16 protein-coding genes are annotated in these 15,257 nt (G+C 61.3%); 15 read left to right on the top strand and 1 reads right to left on the bottom strand.

Annotated features, from left to right (window positions below; genetic code table 11):
* Nucleotides 1–58: 58 nt before the first annotated feature.
* The 9 genes from ACPRTJ_RS02170 (at nucleotide 59) to ACPRTJ_RS02130 (ending at nucleotide 7,478) form a co-directional block, all read left to right on the top strand.
* Nucleotides 59–625, top strand: a complete 567-nt coding sequence (locus tag ACPRTJ_RS02170; RefSeq protein WP_426427942.1) for a hypothetical protein — start codon at nucleotides 59–61, stop codon at nucleotides 623–625.
* Between the two features lie 143 nt (nucleotides 626–768).
* Complete coding sequence (locus tag ACPRTJ_RS02165) at nucleotides 769–1,440, top strand: class I SAM-dependent methyltransferase (protein WP_426427940.1); 672 nt, start codon at nucleotides 769–771, stop codon at nucleotides 1,438–1,440.
* A gap of 46 nt (nucleotides 1,441–1,486) precedes the next feature.
* The gene (locus tag ACPRTJ_RS02160; protein WP_116053227.1) at nucleotides 1,487–2,227 is read left to right on the top strand and encodes a methyltransferase domain-containing protein; all 741 of its coding nucleotides are present in this window, start codon (nucleotides 1,487–1,489) and stop codon (nucleotides 2,225–2,227) included.
* A gap of 447 nt (nucleotides 2,228–2,674) precedes the next feature.
* Nucleotides 2,675–3,607, top strand: coding sequence for a ketoacyl-ACP synthase III (locus ACPRTJ_RS02155; RefSeq protein ID WP_426427937.1), 933 nt, complete (start codon nucleotides 2,675–2,677; stop codon nucleotides 3,605–3,607).
* Nucleotides 3,608–3,874: 267 nt separating this feature from the next.
* Nucleotides 3,875–4,723, top strand: coding sequence for a flagellin domain-containing protein (locus ACPRTJ_RS02150; protein ID WP_054915638.1), 849 nt, complete (start codon nucleotides 3,875–3,877; stop codon nucleotides 4,721–4,723).
* Nucleotides 4,724–4,795: 72 nt separating this feature from the next.
* Entirely contained in the window at nucleotides 4,796–5,161 is a 366-nt protein-coding gene (locus ACPRTJ_RS02145; protein WP_043861796.1) for a flagellar protein FlaG, read from the top strand.
* 72 nt (nucleotides 5,162–5,233) lie between these two features.
* A complete protein-coding gene (gene fliD / locus ACPRTJ_RS02140) occupies nucleotides 5,234–6,643 on the top strand; it encodes a flagellar filament capping protein FliD (protein WP_058542056.1) in 1,410 nt (469 codons plus the stop codon).
* A 133-nt stretch (nucleotides 6,644–6,776) separates the two neighbouring features.
* Entirely contained in the window at nucleotides 6,777–7,172 is a 396-nt protein-coding gene (fliS, locus tag ACPRTJ_RS02135) for a flagellar export chaperone FliS (protein ID WP_043861798.1), read from the top strand.
* Nucleotides 7,173–7,181: 9 nt separating this feature from the next.
* Nucleotides 7,182–7,478: a flagellar assembly protein FliT gene (locus tag ACPRTJ_RS02130; RefSeq protein ID WP_043861799.1), complete on the top strand. Its 297-nt coding sequence runs from the start codon at nucleotides 7,182–7,184 to the stop codon at nucleotides 7,476–7,478.
* Between the two features lie 94 nt (nucleotides 7,479–7,572).
* Here ACPRTJ_RS02130 and ACPRTJ_RS02125 read toward each other — a convergent pair whose 3' ends face one another.
* The gene (locus tag ACPRTJ_RS02125; protein WP_229590459.1) at nucleotides 7,573–7,761 is read right to left on the bottom strand and encodes a hypothetical protein; all 189 of its coding nucleotides are present in this window, start codon (nucleotides 7,759–7,761) and stop codon (nucleotides 7,573–7,575) included.
* On the opposite strand from ACPRTJ_RS02125, the gene fleQ reads away from it, so the two are divergent.
* The 6 genes from fleQ (at nucleotide 7,675) to fliG (ending at nucleotide 15,172) form a co-directional block, all read left to right on the top strand.
* Nucleotides 7,675–9,126 carry a transcriptional regulator FleQ gene (gene fleQ, locus ACPRTJ_RS02120; protein WP_229590457.1) on the top strand — a complete coding sequence of 484 codons (1,452 nt, stop codon included), beginning with the start codon at nucleotides 7,675–7,677 and terminating at the stop codon, nucleotides 9,124–9,126. The two genes, ACPRTJ_RS02125 and fleQ, sit on opposite strands and share 87 nt — an antisense overlap.
* Before the next feature lie 206 nt (nucleotides 9,127–9,332).
* On the top strand, nucleotides 9,333–10,541 hold the full coding sequence (locus ACPRTJ_RS02115; protein WP_054915635.1) for a sensor histidine kinase: 1,209 nt from the start codon (nucleotides 9,333–9,335) through the stop codon (nucleotides 10,539–10,541).
* Nucleotides 10,538–11,923, top strand: coding sequence for a sigma-54-dependent transcriptional regulator (locus ACPRTJ_RS02110; RefSeq protein ID WP_054915634.1), 1,386 nt, complete (start codon nucleotides 10,538–10,540; stop codon nucleotides 11,921–11,923). The genes ACPRTJ_RS02115 and ACPRTJ_RS02110 overlap by 4 nt, the downstream gene beginning before the upstream one ends.
* A gap of 116 nt (nucleotides 11,924–12,039) precedes the next feature.
* Nucleotides 12,040–12,366 carry a flagellar hook-basal body complex protein FliE gene (fliE, locus tag ACPRTJ_RS02105; RefSeq protein WP_043861803.1) on the top strand — a complete coding sequence of 109 codons (327 nt, stop codon included), beginning with the start codon at nucleotides 12,040–12,042 and terminating at the stop codon, nucleotides 12,364–12,366.
* Between the two features lie 15 nt (nucleotides 12,367–12,381).
* Nucleotides 12,382–14,160 (top strand): flagellar basal-body MS-ring/collar protein FliF, encoded by a 1,779-nt coding sequence (fliF, locus tag ACPRTJ_RS02100; RefSeq protein ID WP_043861804.1) that lies wholly within the window; start codon nucleotides 12,382–12,384, stop codon nucleotides 14,158–14,160.
* Nucleotides 14,153–15,172 carry a flagellar motor switch protein FliG gene (fliG, locus tag ACPRTJ_RS02095; protein WP_043861805.1) on the top strand — a complete coding sequence of 340 codons (1,020 nt, stop codon included), beginning with the start codon at nucleotides 14,153–14,155 and terminating at the stop codon, nucleotides 15,170–15,172. Before fliF ends, fliG begins: the two co-directional genes overlap by 8 nt.
* The last annotated feature ends 85 nt before the right edge of the window (nucleotides 15,173–15,257 follow it).

Raw genomic sequence — 15,257 nt, 5'->3', positions numbered from 1 at the left:
GATGCTGGTGCGTCGCTTACCGGGCAGCCTTGTCATAATTAAATAACTAAGTGCCTGCATGAAACCTATTCGAGTTGTATGTGGAACGCGCGTTTCCGAGCAGGAGTTCTCCACAAAGACCGCTCTTGGCCGATCCTTGCAGATCCACCAGGCGGCCAATCCTGTGGATATCCGGCTGTTTGCAGAGAATACCCAGGGGCTTTCGACGATTTACAACCGCGTCATTGATGAGGCCAGGGGCGATCCCGCCATTTTGGTATTCGTTCATGACGACGTGCACCTGTGCGACTTTCTGTGGAGCGAGCGAATCCGCGAAGCGGTTGCAGCCTTCGATATTATCGGGCTGGCTGGTAATACCCGGCGTGTCGAGGGGCAGCCCGCGTGGGCTTTCATTGATGACCAGTTTACCTGGGATCAGAAGTGTTTCCTGAGCGGGATCGTCGGGCACGGCAAGGGTTTCCCTTGTGCGGTCTCCAATTTCGGGCCCGTGCCCCAGCCCTGCAAATTGCTCGATGGGCTGTTGCTTGCCGTGGACAGCGAGCGTCTCAGCAGCGCAATGTACGCTTTGACGAGCAATTTGAATTTCACTTCTACGACATGGATTTCTGTCGCTCGGCGGAGCTGAGCGGGTTGAGCATGGGCACGTGGCCGTTGAGCGTCGTTCATGAAAGCGGAGGGGCGTTTGGCTCCCCCGCGTGGCGCGAGAGCTTTCAGCGCTACCAAGATAAGTATGCCGTAGCAGGCACTCGCAAGCCCCAGGAGGCCACTGTGCAAAAACAAACCCCGGTTCATCAGTTTCATAACCCGGACCTGCTCAAGCTGATGCCTGTCAATGCCAGGCGAGTTGTGGAGATCGGATGCAGTTCGGGTGCGCTCGCACGCGAATATAAAAAACTCAACCCGCACGTACATTACACGGGAATCGAGATCGATCCGAGTTACGCCGAGTTAGCCCGTGAACACTGTGATCGTGTTCTCGACATGAATATCGAAAACGCCTGTACCGAATTGCTCGCCGGCGATCTGGCGGCTGACTGCTGGGTTTTTGGGGATGTGCTTGAACATCTGTACGACCCATGGCACCTGCTGCAAAAAATTCGTGAAGCCAGTGCGCCGGGTAGCTGTGTGGTGGCATGTATTCCGAATGCGCAACACTGGAGCGTGCAGGCTCGACTCAGTGTCGGTGACTTCCGCTACGAGGATTCCGGGCTGTTTGACAGGACGCATATTCGCTGGTTCACACTGGTCACCATGCTTGAAATGTTCGCTCAGGCAGGTTTGACCGTCGACGCGGGGGTGCCGCGTGTTTTTGACGAGCCCCAGCGTGAAAAATTTCTCCCGATAATTCATGCCATGGCGAGCGCGGCGGGAAGGGATCCTGAGATGGCTGTTCAGGATGCGCTGCCATTGCAGTACGTGTTCAGGGCTGTGGTCGGTTGAAGTCGGCTAACTAAATCATCTAACTCGGATTGGAAGCTTGAAATAAATGCACCCTACCGCCATGCAAAATGGACAACTGTTTTTCGATACTTACCTGGGTAAAAACTCGAACTGTGTGGTTGTGGAAATCGGCGCGCAAAACGTCAATGGGTCTCTTCGAGAGGTCGCGCCACCGGGCGCACGCTACATTGGCGTGGACTTTGTCGTCGGCAAAGGTGTCGATGTTGTACTGACCGACCCGTATTGCCTTCCGTTTGAAAGCGAGTCTGTCGACGTCGTTGTCAGTTCCTCGTGCCTGGAGCATTCGGAGATGTTCTGGCTGTCGTTTACCGAGTGCTTGAGGATCCTTAAGCCGGATGGTCTGTTGTTCATCAACGTGCCTTCCAACGGCGCATTCCACCGTTACCCGGTTGACTGCTGGCGCTTCTACCCTGATGCGGGGAGTGCGCTGGTCACCTGGGCCAAGCGTCAGGGCATGAACCCCGTTTTGCTGGAGTCGTTCATTACCCCTCAACACCAAGATGTATGGAACGACTTCCTGGCGGTTTTCGTGAAAGATGAACGTTTCCTGCATCAGTACCCCAACAGAATGATCAAGGCTGTTGAAAAGTTCGAGAACGGCAAGGTGTCAGGCAGTGATCAGATTTACAGCTTCACCCAGTTTCCGGAGGACATCCGGCGATTGAATGATGCCGTGCAGCGGTTGGCAGCTATGGAAGGGCGTGAAGCTGTGGTGAATGATGTGCTGGAGAAGTTGTTGACCTTCACCAAGGGGCAGGCGAGCTAGTAGCCGATGCTTCACGTTACCCGCTGCACCACAGGTGCACGGTTGAGTGTCGTCACTTCGTTGAGGCCGGGCAATCTGTAGTGGCCGCAACGAATCGATCGATTGCGGGTGCCAAGGGCGCTCCTATGCGCCCGAGTCGTGTATTTGTCATAGATGTGCACCCTTCCCGCTGGGAGATCAGGCTGGCTTCAACAGCACTGTTTCTCCCGGCGTACCCGGCGCCTGCACATACCCGGCTTCGGATGAGCCGCGTGCGGTATCTGATCGTATCGGCAACCGATTCGATAAAAGCGCGTGACTTGTGAGTCACGACGGGCATCTTCACTGTTATCATTCCCGTAACCGGGAGCAACTGAGCCTGCGGGTGGCACTGCCAGAAGCTTGGAATAGCTGGCTGGTCTTCGTGGAACACAGTGGAAATTTGCTTTTTCTGAATTGGGAAGCCATATGATTGGCATTAAAAGTATCGCCAGTTACGTGCCGGCTGAAGGGCTGGACAATTACGCTCAAGGCGCGAAATTCGGCAAGGATCAGGATTTCATCTTTGGCAAGATCGGCTCGACTTTCCTGCCGCGCAAGGGTGCTGGCCAGGAAACTTCCGACTTGTGTGTCGAGGCCGTCAAGGCCCTGTTCGCCAACAACGCCGCACTGACCCCGGCCTCTGTCGACGCCGTGATCGTTGTCACCCAGAATGGCGATGCTGAGGGCCTGCCGCACACAGCTGCCATCGTCCAGCACAAGCTGGGTCTGCCGACAAATATCGCCGCTTTCGACATCTCTCTGGGATGTTCCGGTTATGTCTACGGCTTGTATGCCATGAAAGGCTTCATGGAGGCTGCCGGCTTGAAGAATGGGCTGTTGATCACTGCCGACCCGTATTCGAAGATTGTCGACCCCGAGGATCGCAATACCACCATGCTGTTTGGTGATGCTGCAACGGTGACATGGATGGGGGAGGAGGCAGACTGGCAGTTGGGCAAGTCTCTTTTCGGCACAGATGGCGCAGGCGCCGAGTTTTTGCGGACTACTGCTGGCAAGTTCTTCATGAACGGTCGTCAGGTCTACAACTTCGCTCTGATCAAGGTGCCTGCTCACTTGCAGCAGTTGCTGGACGTCAGCCATCTGCAGGCCAACGATATCGACCTGTACTGCCTGCACCAGGGCAGTGCCGCCATTGTGGATGCCGTTTCCCAGCGGTTCGAGGGCGGGGAGCCTGAGCGCTTCGTCAAGGACATGGCTGAGACGGGCAATACCGTTTCATCGAGCATTCCGCTACTGCTTGAAAAGCATGTGCTGGGTTCGCAGCACAAGCGGGTCGCACTGAGCGGTTTTGGCGTGGGCCTGTCGTGGGGCTCGGCAATCATCGAGCGTCGGGACTGAGCTGGCTTGCTGTACGCAGAAGCGCTGCCTTAAGGGTGGCGTTTTTTTTGTCTTGACCGGTGGCCACTGTTTGGGCCCTGGCACAGTGGCCAGAAACCCGGCGTCAAACCCTTGATTTCATTGGGGTGGCAGGGTGCCAGTAAAAATTTTCAAAAAACCCCTAAAGCAACCTGCACAGACGACGATAACTATTACGAAGGTTCTCTAGGCCACACCCGGCGCTTGCCAGGGCCGGAAGCCGCAATACCCACAAACGAGGAATTCGTCATGGCATTAACCGTAAACACCAACGTCACGTCGCTGAACGTTCAGAAAAACCTGAACCGCGCTTCCGACGCCCTGAGCACCTCGATGACTCGCCTGTCTTCCGGCCTGAAAATCAACAGCGCCAAAGACGACGCCGCTGGCCTGCAGATCGCTACCCGTATGACCTCGCAGATCCGCGGTCAGACCATGGCAATCAAAAACGCCAACGACGGTATCTCGATCGCCCAGACCGCTGAAGGCGCGATGCAAGAGCAGGTCAACATCCTGCAGCGTATGCGTGAACTGGCTCTGCAATCGCGAAACGACTCGAACGATTCGGACAACCGTGACTCGCTGAACTCCGAATTCGCCCAGATGCGTGACGAGCTGACTCGTATCGCTCAGTCCACCCAGCTGAACGGCAAGAACCTGCTGGACGGTTCCGCCAGCACCATGACCTTCCAGGTCGGTTCGGAAACCGGTGGCATCAACCAGATCAGCATCGACCTGACCGGCAAGTACCTGGCCAGCGACCTGGGTATCACCAACGCCATCACCATCGCCGGTAGCGACAGCGCCACTGCCGAGACCAACTTCTCGGCTGCAATGGACGCGATCGATGCCGCGGTCAAGACCATCGGTGAAGGCCGTGCTGCACTGGGTGCCGTTCAGAACCGTCTGACCAGCACCATCAACAACCTGCAGAACATCAACGAAAACGCCGACGCTGCCCGTGGTCGTGTACAAGATACCGACTTCGCTGCCGAGACCGCTCAGCTGACCAAGCAGCAGACTCTGCAACAAGCTTCGACTTCGGTTCTGGCCCAGGCCAACCAACTGCCATCCGCCGTACTGAAACTGCTTCAGTAATCGCCTGATGGTTATCGGCGGGGGAGTGCACCTGTGGCGCTCCCCCGCCTTTTGCATTGAGAGGTGGTTGGCATGGATATGAGCGTCAAGCTGAACCTGTCCTACCAGGCTGCGAAGCCTGTGGAGCAGCCCACCGAGCGCCCTGCGGTCAAGCCCGTGGAGGCTGTCGAATCCATCAAGCCAGCGAAGGAAAGCGCCGACAGCGGCCTGACCGAAGCTGAGAAGGTCAAGAACGCGCTCAAGGACATCGAGAAGTTTCTCGCCTCGTCGCGTCGCAATCTCGAATTTTCCACGGATGAAGAATCCGGCCGAATTGTAGTTAAAGTCATCGCCAGTGAAACCGGTGAGCTGATCCGCCAACTTCCTTCGGAAGAGGCGTTGAGAATTGCCCACAGTCTGAGCGATGTTAACAGCCTGCTGTTCAACGCCAAGGTCTGATGCTGGCGTCCGAGCAGCACGTTCGCTAGCCTTGATCGGCTAGGGGCGGCGCGCAACCAAGAGGGAATAGCAATGGCGAGTTCAATTTTACCGGGCACCGGTCTGGGTTCTGGCGTCGATATCAACAAGATCGTCAGCACGCTGGTGGCGTCTGAAACCGATCCGAAAGCCAACCAGATCAAACGCCAGACTGCCAACAACTCGGCCATGCTTTCTGGTGTCGCATCGCTCAAGAGCGCGCTGTCTGTCTATCAGGCGGCGATGAAGAAACTCAATGATCCCCTCGCGCCGTCGTTCAATGCCTATGCGGCAACGTCCAGCAACGACGCCGCGATCAAGGCAACCTCCAACAATACCGCGGTGCCTGGTACCTACACGATCCGTGTCGACAACCTGGCCACCTCGTCCAAGGTGGCCAGCCAGAACTTCGACACCGGTGCCACCACGCCGATTCCCGAAGGTGACCTGCTGATTACCCAGGACGGTGTCACCCACACCGTCAAGGTCGGCCCTGGTGCAACCTTGCAGTCTGTGCGCGACACCATCAACTCCTCGCTGTCCGAGAAAGGCATCACTGCCAACCTGGTCAATGGTGCAGACGGTTCGCGCCTGGTGTTCAGTTCGACCAAGACCGGTGAGGGTACGGACATTTCCGTCGACGGCACCATCGACGCGCTCAAGATCGCGCCGGGCGTGGAGATGAATGGTGACGGTGCCGGCTACATCGGTAAGCCGGCCCAGGATGCAAATCTGTACGTCGACGGCCTGCCGGTCACGAGCAAGAGCAACACCGTCACCGGGGCCATCAGTGGCATCAGCCTGGACCTGCTTCAGGCAACCGGCTCCGACGCCAGCAAGGCTGTACAGGTTACGGTGGGCGAGAATACCGATGGCCTGAAAAAATCGGTGCAGGCCTATGTCGATGCTTATAACACCCTGATCAAGGCGGTCACCAACCTGACCTCCGTGAGCAAGGATGCCGATGGCAACACCGTGCTGGGCCCGTTGACCAACGACCCGACCACCCGTTCGCTGCTGAGCGACCTGCGCAGCCAATTGGCGACCGAGTCGGACGGTACCCGCCTGACCACCCTCAGCCAGCTGGGCATCAACACCCAGAAGGACGGTACCCTCGAGTTCAACTCCGTCAAGTACGACGCAGCGATGAAGGACAAGAAGCTCGGTGCCGACGTGCAGGAGCTCTTCACCGGCAAGAATGGTGTGTTCGCGCACATGAACAAGGCGATCGAACCGTACCTGCAAACCGGTGGCATTCTCGACTCGCGCAAGAACGGCCTGGACAGGCTGCAGAAAGACCTCGAGAACCAGCAGGAGGCGCTGGATCGGCGCATTGCGTCGCTGACCGAGTCGCTGACCAAACGCTACGTGGCCATGGATACCCTGGTCGGCAAGCTCGAGGCGCAGCGCAAGAACATTGCCTCGATGTTCGCCTCGATCGAAGCGCAGCAGAAGAACTCCTGATAGCAGGGGCCGCAAAAAAGCCCGGCAGCACCCCTTCGGGTGCTCCGGGCTTTTCGTTTTCGGGGTTAAAGTTTTTTGACCCGCAGGCGATACAGGCGGTATATGAACCTTTTCGTTTGTTACGAGGTAGAACATGAACCCTATGTTGGCCCTTCGGCAGTACCAGAAAGTCAACGGCGTGGCGCAGACCTCCGAGGCCAGCCCGCACCGTCTCGTGCAGATGCTCATGCAGGGCGGGCTGGATCGCATCGCGCAGGCCAAAGGTGCAATCGCGCGCAATGACCTGGCCCAGAAGGGCATCCTGATCGGCAAGGCCATCGGGATCATCGGCGGTCTGCGCGAAGGGCTCGACCTCGAAAACCAGGCCGAGGCACTGGCCGACATCGATGGGCTGTACGCCTACATGAGCAGGCGCCTGGTCGAGGCCAACGTGCAGAACGACCCGGAGATCCTCAATGAAGTCGCACGCCTGCTGATTACCGTCAAGGAAGGTTGGGACGCGATCGGCGATCAGGTCGCCGACGTCTAGGAGAACGCCATGAGTGCCGTGCTCGAACGTATCGAACAAACCCGCGAAGCCCTGCTCGGGGCATTGGCCAGCCGCGACTGGGAAACGATCACCGAACTGGACCTGAGCTGCCGTGTTTGCGTCGAGGACGTACTGGCCGAGGCATCGACCAACGAACAGGTCCTGCGCACCAGTCTTGAGGAATTGCTCGACGTCTACCGCCAACTAATTGATGTTGCAAGTGGTGAACGTCAAACAATAGTCGACGAGATGACGCAGATCCGCCAAGCGAAAAACGCCGCAAAGGTATACCATCTGTTCAGCTGACGCTGGACGGTTCGAAAATGCAGTGCGCCATAAATTTGACTGTGTACGATTTTTTGACTTAACTAGTGGCTGTTTTCTAATTTCAGACGTCCGATCACTGACCGCTCCAGTCGGAATGGATGTCGAGCATGCCCACATTGGGTGTCGAGTTGACTAGGGAAGTTTCGATTGCATGTGGCGTGAAACCAAAATTCTCCTGATCGATGACGATGACGCTCGCCGCCGCGACCTGGCGGTGGTGCTGAATTTTCTTGGCGAAGAAAATCTTTCCTGCTCCAGCCACGATTGGCAGCAGGTCGTTCAGTCGTTGTCATCCAGCCGTGAAGTACTCTGTGTCCTGGTCGGCACCGTGAACGCTCCGGCAAGCCTTTTGGGCTTGCTTAAGACCGTGGCTGCCTGGGATGAGTTCCTTCCGGTATTGCTGTTGGGTGAAATATCTTCTGCCGAGTTGCCCGAGGACCTGCGCCGCCGGGTGCTTTCCAACCTGGAGATGCCGCCCAGCTACAGCAAGCTGCTCGATTCGCTGCACCGTGCCCAGGTCTATCGCGAGATGTACGACCAGGCCCGCGAGCGCGGTCGTCAGCGCGAGCCCAACCTGTTCCGTAGCCTGGTCGGTACCAGCCGCGCCATCCAGCATGTGCGCCAGATGATGCAGCAGGTGGCCGACACCGACGCCAGCGTGCTGATCCTCGGCGAGTCGGGTACGGGCAAGGAAGTGGTCGCGCGCAACCTGCACTACCATTCCAAGCGCCGTGAAGCGCCGTTTGTGCCGGTCAACTGCGGCGCGATCCCGGCCGAGCTGCTCGAAAGCGAACTGTTCGGTCACGAGAAGGGGGCGTTCACCGGCGCCATCACCAGCCGTGCCGGGCGTTTCGAGCTGGCCAATGGCGGCACCCTGTTCCTCGACGAAATCGGCGACATGCCGCTGCCGATGCAGGTCAAGCTGCTGCGCGTGCTGCAGGAGCGCACCTTCGAGCGTGTGGGTAGCAACAAGACCCAGAGCATCGATGTGCGCATCATCGCCGCCACTCACAAGAACCTTGAGAGCATGATCGAGGTGGGCAGCTTTCGCGAAGACCTGTACTACCGCCTCAATGTGTTCCCGATCGAGATGGCCCCGCTGCGTGAGCGGGTCGAAGACATTCCGCTGCTGATGAACGAGTTGATCTCGCGCATGGAGCACGAGAAGCGGGGGTCGATCCGCTTCAATTCCGCCGCGATCATGTCGCTGTGCCGCCATGGCTGGCCGGGCAACGTGCGCGAGCTGGCGAACCTGGTGGAGCGCATGGCGATCATGCACCCGTATGGCGTGATCGGCGTGTCCGAGCTGCCGAAGAAGTTCCGCTACGTCGATGATGAAGACGAGCAACTGGTCGACAGCCTGCGCTCGGACCTGGAAGAGCGCGTGGCAATCAACGGCCATACGCCCAATTTCAGCAACCATGCGATGTTGCCGCCCGAAGGTCTCGACCTAAAGGACTACCTGGGCAGCCTCGAGCAGGGCCTGATCCAGCAGGCGCTGGACGATGCCAACGGTATCGTGGCGCGTGCCGCGGAGCGCCTGCGCATCCGCCGCACCACGCTGGTGGAAAAAATGCGCAAGTACGGCATGAGCCGTCGCGATGGAGACGAACAGGCGGAGGATTGACGCCTGCTTCCTGCCGGCAGGTCCCGACCGGGGCCTGCCGAACGCAATACCCCTATTTTCCACAGGGCTGTAAAGCCTGCCCTTGCTGGCTTTGGGCGGCGCGCCGCTGCTGCTGGCAACCCCCCGTCAAAGTATCCGGCACGTCTATTGCTATACCGCTGGCAACATACCGTTTTATGACGGTGAGCCATGCGAGAGAGCAACCCATGCCCCACGCCGCCCACATCCCCGCCGCCGAGCCCAGGCGTTCTGACGCCGCCGAACAGCAGAGTCGTCAGGGGCTCGAGCAGGCGTTTGCCCTGTTCGACCAGGTGTCGACCCAGCTGAGCCAGTCCTACAACCTGCTCGAGGCCCGTGTCACCGAGCTCAAGGGGGAGTTGGCCGTGGTCAGTGCGCAGCGCATGGCGGAGCTGGCGGAGAAGGAGCGACTGGCCAACCGCCTGCAGAACCTGCTGTCGCTGTTGCCCGGCGGGGTGATCGTGATCGACGGCCAGGGCCGCGTGCGCGAGGCCAACCCGGCCGCCGTCGAACTGCTGGGTCAGCCGCTGGTGGGCGAGCTGTGGCGTCAGGTGATCGCCCGCAGCTTTGCGCCGCGCGAGGACGACGGCCACGAAGTGTCGCTGCGCGATGGTCGCCGCCTGTCGATCGCTACCCGCTCGCTGGATGCCGAGCCGGGCCAGCTGGTGCTGTTGACCGATCTCACCGAAACCCGCCACCTGCAAAGCCAGCTGGCGCGGCACGAGCGCCTGTCGACCCTGGGGCGAATGGTGGCCTCGCTGGCGCATCAGATCCGCACGCCACTGTCGGCCGCCTTGCTGTATGCCAGTCACCTGGCCGAGCAGGACCTGCCGCTGGACACCCGTCAGCGTTTTGCCGGCAGCCTCAAGGAGCGTCTGCACGAACTCGAGCACCAGGTACGCGACATGCTGGTGTTCGCCCGCGGCGAACTGCCGCTGACCGACCGCGTGACCCCCAAGGCGTTGTTCCAGGCGCTGCAGCAGGCCGCGCAGGTACATGTACAGGGGCATGCTGTACGCTGGCAGTGCGACAGCCACCTGGGCGAATTACTGTGCAACCGCGACACCCTGGTGGGGGCGCTGCTCAATCTCATTGAAAACGCCCTGCAGGCCGCGCCCGGCGCTGCTCGGCTCAAGGTACACCTGTATCGTCGCGGGCAGAGCCTGCGCCTGTGCATCAGCGATGCCGGGCCGGGCATCGACAGTGCATTGCTGGCGCGCCTGGGCGAGCCGTTCCTGACCACCAAGGCCACTGGCACCGGGCTTGGCCTGGCGGTGGTGATGGCGGTTGCCCGAGCACACCAGGGCACCGTGCAGCTGCGCTCGCGCCCCGGGCGCGGTACCTGTGCGCTGGTGACCCTGCCGCTGATCGGCGCACCGCTGGAGGCAACGGCATGAGGGCGATCAAGGTTCTGCTGGTCGAGGATGACCGCGTACTGCGCCAGGCCCTGGCCGATACCCTGGAGCTGGGCGGTTTTGCCTATCATGCAGTGGGCTCGGCCGAAGAAGCGCTGGAAGTGGCGGCCAGTCAGCCCTTCAGCCTGGTGGTCAGCGACGTCAACATGCCGGGAATGGACGGCCACCAGTTGCTGGCCGCGTTGCGGGCCCGCCAGCCGCAGTTGCCGGTGCTGCTGATGACCGCGCACGCTGCCGTTGAGCGTGCAGTGGATGCGATGCGCCAGGGCGCTGCGGACTATCTGGTCAAGCCCTTCGAACCACGCGCTTTGCTCGACCTGGTGGCCCGTCATGCCCTGGGCGTTGCCAGCGGCGCGGACGCCGACGGTCCGGTGGCGCGCGAGCCTGCCAGTGCGCAGTTGCTCGAACTGGCCGCGCGGGTGGCGCGCAGTGATTCCACCGTGCTGATTTCCGGCGAATCGGGCACCGGCAAGGAGGTGCTGGCGCGCTACATTCACCAGCAGTCCCTGCGTGCCGACCAGCCATTCGTGGCCATCAACTGCGCCGCCATCCCCGACAACATGCTCGAAGCCACGTTGTTCGGTCATGAAAAGGGCTCGTTCACCGGGGCGATAGCCGCCCAGCCAGGCAAGTTCGAGCAGGCCGACGGTGGCACGCTGCTGCTCGACGAGATTTCCGAAATGCCGCTGGGGCTGCAGGCCAAGCTGCTGCGGGTGCTGCAGGAGCGCGAGGTCGAGCGGGTAGGCGGGCGCAAGCCGATCGCGCTGGACATCCGCGTGGTCGCCACCACCAACCGCGACCTTGCCGGCGAAGTGGCGGCGGGGCGGTTTCGCGAAGACCTGTTCTATCGCCTGTCGGTGTTCCCGCTGGCCTGGCGACCGCTGCGCGAGCGCAGCGCCGACATTCTGCCGCTGGCCGAGCGTCTGCTGGCGCGACACGTCAATAAAATGAAGCATGCCCCCGTGCGCCTGTCGGCCCAGGCCCAGGCCTGCCTGCAAGGCTATCCGTGGCCGGGTAACGTGCGCGAGCTGGACAACGCCATCCAGCGGGCGCTGATCCTGCAGCAGGGCGGGGTGATCGAGGCGGCGGACTTCTGCCTGGCCGGGGTGCTGCCGCTGCTGGCGGCATCGCCCGTAGAGCCGGTGCCGGTGCTGGCCGAGCCGTCCGAGCCAGCCGGGCTGGGGGATGATCTGCGCCGCCACGAGTTCCAGATGATCATCGATACCCTGCGCGCCGAGCGCGGGCGCCGCAAGGAGGCTGCCGAGCGTCTGGGCATCAGCCCGCGCACCTTGCGCTACAAGCTGGCACAGATGCGTGATGCCGGCCTGGATGTGGAGGCGAGTCTCTACGCCAGCGGCGTGTGACGCCGTAACCGGTCGTTTTTGTTGGTCCTGTGGGTAGAGCTGGCACTCTTGTTGCTAAGTTCTGCCTGTCCGCTGCGTAGTGTCAAAAAAATGCGGGTCGTCGGAGAGAAGAGTCAATGAGCCAAGGTGTTGAATTTAATCGATTGATGTTGGACATGCGGGCCATGCAGGCGGACGCCATGTCGATGTCGAAGGCTGCCCCTGCGCCAGAGCTTGGCTCGAGCGGTTTTGCCGACATGCTTGGCCAGGCCATCAACAAGGTCAGCGATACCCAGCAGGCGTCCACCCAGTTGGCCAACGCCTTCGAGATCGGCAAGAGCGGCGTCGACCTTACCGACGTGATGATCGCCTCGCAGAAGGCCAGCGTGTCGTTCCAGGCCTTGACCCAGGTGCGCAACAAGCTGGTGCAGGCGTATCAAGACATCATGCAGATGCCGGTATAAGGGCGAGATTGAGTCATGGCCGAAGCAGTCGTTGATAACGTGCCCGCCAAAGGCAGCCCGGCGCCCAAGCCGCCGCTGTTCGGCATGTCCTTTCTGGAAAACATCGCAGAGATGCCCATGCTGCGTCAGGTCGGCCTGCTGGTCGGGTTGGCGGCGAGCGTGGCGATCGGCTTTGCCGTGGTGCTGTGGTCGCAGCAGCCCGACTACCGCCCGCTGTACCCAAGCCTTGCCGGCATGGACACCAAGCAGGTCATGGACACCCTGTCCGCCGCCGACATCGCCTACAACGTCGAGCCCAGCTCCGGGGCGCTGCTGGTCAAGTCCGAAGACCTCTCCCGTGCGCGCCTGAAACTTGCCGCGGCCGGCGTGGCGCCAGGCGACGGCAACGTCGGCTTCGAACTGCTCGACAAGGAGCAGGGGCTGGGCACCAGCCAGTTCATGGAGGCCACCCGTTATCGTCGCGGCCTGGAAGGTGAGCTGGCGCGTACCATCTCCAGCCTGAACAACGTCAAGGGTGCCCGCGTGCACCTGGCCATTCCGAAAAGCTCGGTGTTCGTGCGCGACGAGCGCAAGCCCAGTGCCTCGGTACTGGTCGAGCTGTATTCGGGGCGTGGCCTCGAGCCCGGCCAGGTGGCGGCCATCGTCAACCTGGTGGCGTCCAGCGTTCCGGAACTGAACAAGTCCCAGGTGACCGTGGTCGACCAGAAGGGCAACCTGCTGTCCGACCAGGGCGAGAACTCCGAGCTGACCATGGCCGGCAAGCAGTTCGACTACAGCCGCCGCATGGAAGGCATGCTCACCCAGCGCGTGCACAACATTCTGTTGCCGGTGCTGGGCAACGACCGCTACAAGGCCGAAGTCTCCGCCGACGTCGACTTCAGTGCGGTCGAGTCCACCTCCGAACAGTTCAACCCCGACCAGCCTGCCTTGCGCAGCGAGCAGTCGGTGAACGAACAACGCTCCAGCAGCATGGGCCCGCAGGGCGTGCCTGGTGCCCTGAGCAACCAGCCACCCGGCCCGGCCACTGCGCCACAGCAGACCGGTCAGGCACAGGCTGCCGCGGGCATGGTGCAACCAGGCCAGCCGCTGCTGGACGCCAACGGCCAGCAGATCATGGACCCGGCCACCGGCCAGCCGATGCTCGCACCGTACCCGGCCGACAAGCGTCAGCAGTCGACCAAGAACTTCGAACTGGACCGTTCCATCAGCCACACCCGCCAGCAGCAGGGGCGCCTGAGCCGCCTGTCGGTCGCGGTGGTGGTCGACGACCAGGTCAAGCTCGACCCGGCCACTGGCGAGTCGACCCGCGCTCCATGGGGGGCCGAAGACCTGGCGCGCTTCACGCGCCTGGTGCAGGACGCCGTCGGCTTCGATGCCAGCCGCGGTGACAGCGTCAGTGTGATCAACGTGCCATTCGCCGCCGACCGTGGCGAAGTGTTCACCGAGATTCCGTTCTACCAGCAACCGTGGTTCTGGGACATCATCAAGCAGGTCATGGGCGTGCTGTTCATCCTGGTGCTGGTGTTCGGCGTGCTGCGCCCGGTGCTCAACAACATCACCGGCAACGGCAAGCAGGGCGCCGGTGCCGATGGCGACATGGAACTGGGCGGCATGCTCGGTCTGGATGGCGATCTGGCCAACGACCGCGTCAGCCTGGGTGGTCCGCAAAGCATTCTGTTGCCTAGCCCGAGCGAGGGTTACGACGCTCAGCTGAACGCAATCAAGAGCCTGGTGGCCGAAGACCCGGGTCGTGTGGCCCAGGTCGTGAAAGAGTGGATCAACGCCGATGAGTGATAATCGAGCCCTTACCGCCAAACTGACCCGTGTCGACAAGGCGGCCATCCTGCTGCTGTCGCTGGGTGAAACCGATGCGGCGCAGGTGTTGCGCCACATGGGCCCCAAGGAAGTGCAGCGGGTCGGCGTGGCCATGGCGCAGATGGGCAACGTCCATCGCGAACAGGTCGAGCAGGTGATGAGCGAGTTCGTCGAGATCGTCGGCGACCAGACCAGCCTGGGTGTCGGCTCCGACGGCTACATCCGCAAGATGCTCACCCAGGCCCTGGGCGAGGACAAGGCCAACGGCCTGATCGACCGCATCCTGCTGGGTGGCAACACCAGCGGCCTGGACAGCCTGAAGTGGATGGAGCCGCGTGCCGTGGCCGACGTGATCCGCTACGAGCACCCGCAGATCCAGGCCATCGTGGTGGCCTACCTGGACCCCGACCAGGCCGGTGAGGTGCTGGGCAACTTCGATCACAAGGTGCGCCTGGACATCATCCTGCGCGTCTCCTCGCTCAACACCGTGCAGCCGGCGGCGCTCAAGGAGCTCAACCAGATTCTGGAGAAGCAGTTCTCGGGCAACTCCAACGCGGCACGTACCACCCTGGGCGGTATCAAGCGCGCGGCCGACATCATGAACTTCCTCGACAGTTCGGTCGAAGGCCAGCTGATGGACGCGATTCGCGACGTCGACGGCGAGCTGTCCGAGCAGATCGAAGACCTCATGTTCGTCTTCAACAACCTGGCCGATGTCGACGACCGCGGTATCCAGGCGCTGTTGCGCGAAGTGTCCTCGGACGTGCTGGTGGTGTCGCTCAAGGGCGCCGACGAGAAGGTCAAGGACAAGATCTTCAAGAACATGTCCAAGCGGGCTTCCGAGCTGCTGCGTGACGACCTCGAGGCCAAGGGCCCGGTGCGGGTCAGCGACGTGGAAACGGCGCAGAAAGAGATCCTCACCATTGCCCGGCGCATGGCCGAAGCCGGCGAGATCGTGCTCGGCGGCAAGGGCGCCGAAGAAATGATCTAAAGCCGTTCGCCGGTTCCGGCTCCTCCACAGGAGCCGGCCTTGCCGGCGGATGCCTCAACGCGGTACCCGCCGGTGCCTGGCGGCC

This window comes from Pseudomonas palmensis (assembly GCF_049942755.1).
Lineage (GTDB): Bacteria > Pseudomonadota > Gammaproteobacteria > Pseudomonadales > Pseudomonadaceae > Aquipseudomonas > Aquipseudomonas palmensis.
The sequence above is the reverse complement of the archived record's forward strand: the minus strand, read 5'-3'. Positions and strand labels throughout refer to the sequence as shown.

What these genes read in the sequence shown, in the direction of transcription:
- fliS (WP_043861798.1), top strand. Translation starts at nt 6,777, where the DNA reads ATGAACCCTATGTTGGCCCTTCGGCAGTACCAGAAAGTCAACGGCGTG.
- fliF (WP_043861804.1), top strand. Translation starts at nt 12,382, where the DNA reads ATGGCCGAAGCAGTCGTTGATAACGTGCCCGCCAAAGGCAGCCCGGCG.
- ACPRTJ_RS02170 (WP_426427942.1), top strand. Translation starts at nt 59, where the DNA reads ATGAAACCTATTCGAGTTGTATGTGGAACGCGCGTTTCCGAGCAGGAG.
- fliE (WP_043861803.1), top strand. Translation starts at nt 12,040, where the DNA reads ATGAGCCAAGGTGTTGAATTTAATCGATTGATGTTGGACATGCGGGCC.
- fliG (WP_043861805.1), top strand. Translation starts at nt 14,153, where the DNA reads ATGAGTGATAATCGAGCCCTTACCGCCAAACTGACCCGTGTCGACAAG.
- ACPRTJ_RS02160 (WP_116053227.1), top strand. Translation starts at nt 1,487, where the DNA reads ATGCACCCTACCGCCATGCAAAATGGACAACTGTTTTTCGATACTTAC.
- ACPRTJ_RS02130 (WP_043861799.1), top strand. Translation starts at nt 7,182, where the DNA reads ATGAGTGCCGTGCTCGAACGTATCGAACAAACCCGCGAAGCCCTGCTC.
- ACPRTJ_RS02145 (WP_043861796.1), top strand. Translation starts at nt 4,796, where the DNA reads ATGGATATGAGCGTCAAGCTGAACCTGTCCTACCAGGCTGCGAAGCCT.
- fliD (WP_058542056.1), top strand. Translation starts at nt 5,234, where the DNA reads ATGGCGAGTTCAATTTTACCGGGCACCGGTCTGGGTTCTGGCGTCGAT.
- ACPRTJ_RS02155 (WP_426427937.1), top strand. Translation starts at nt 2,675, where the DNA reads ATGATTGGCATTAAAAGTATCGCCAGTTACGTGCCGGCTGAAGGGCTG.
- ACPRTJ_RS02150 (WP_054915638.1), top strand. Translation starts at nt 3,875, where the DNA reads ATGGCATTAACCGTAAACACCAACGTCACGTCGCTGAACGTTCAGAAA.
- ACPRTJ_RS02115 (WP_054915635.1), top strand. Translation starts at nt 9,333, where the DNA reads ATGCCCCACGCCGCCCACATCCCCGCCGCCGAGCCCAGGCGTTCTGAC.
- ACPRTJ_RS02110 (WP_054915634.1), top strand. Translation starts at nt 10,538, where the DNA reads ATGAGGGCGATCAAGGTTCTGCTGGTCGAGGATGACCGCGTACTGCGC.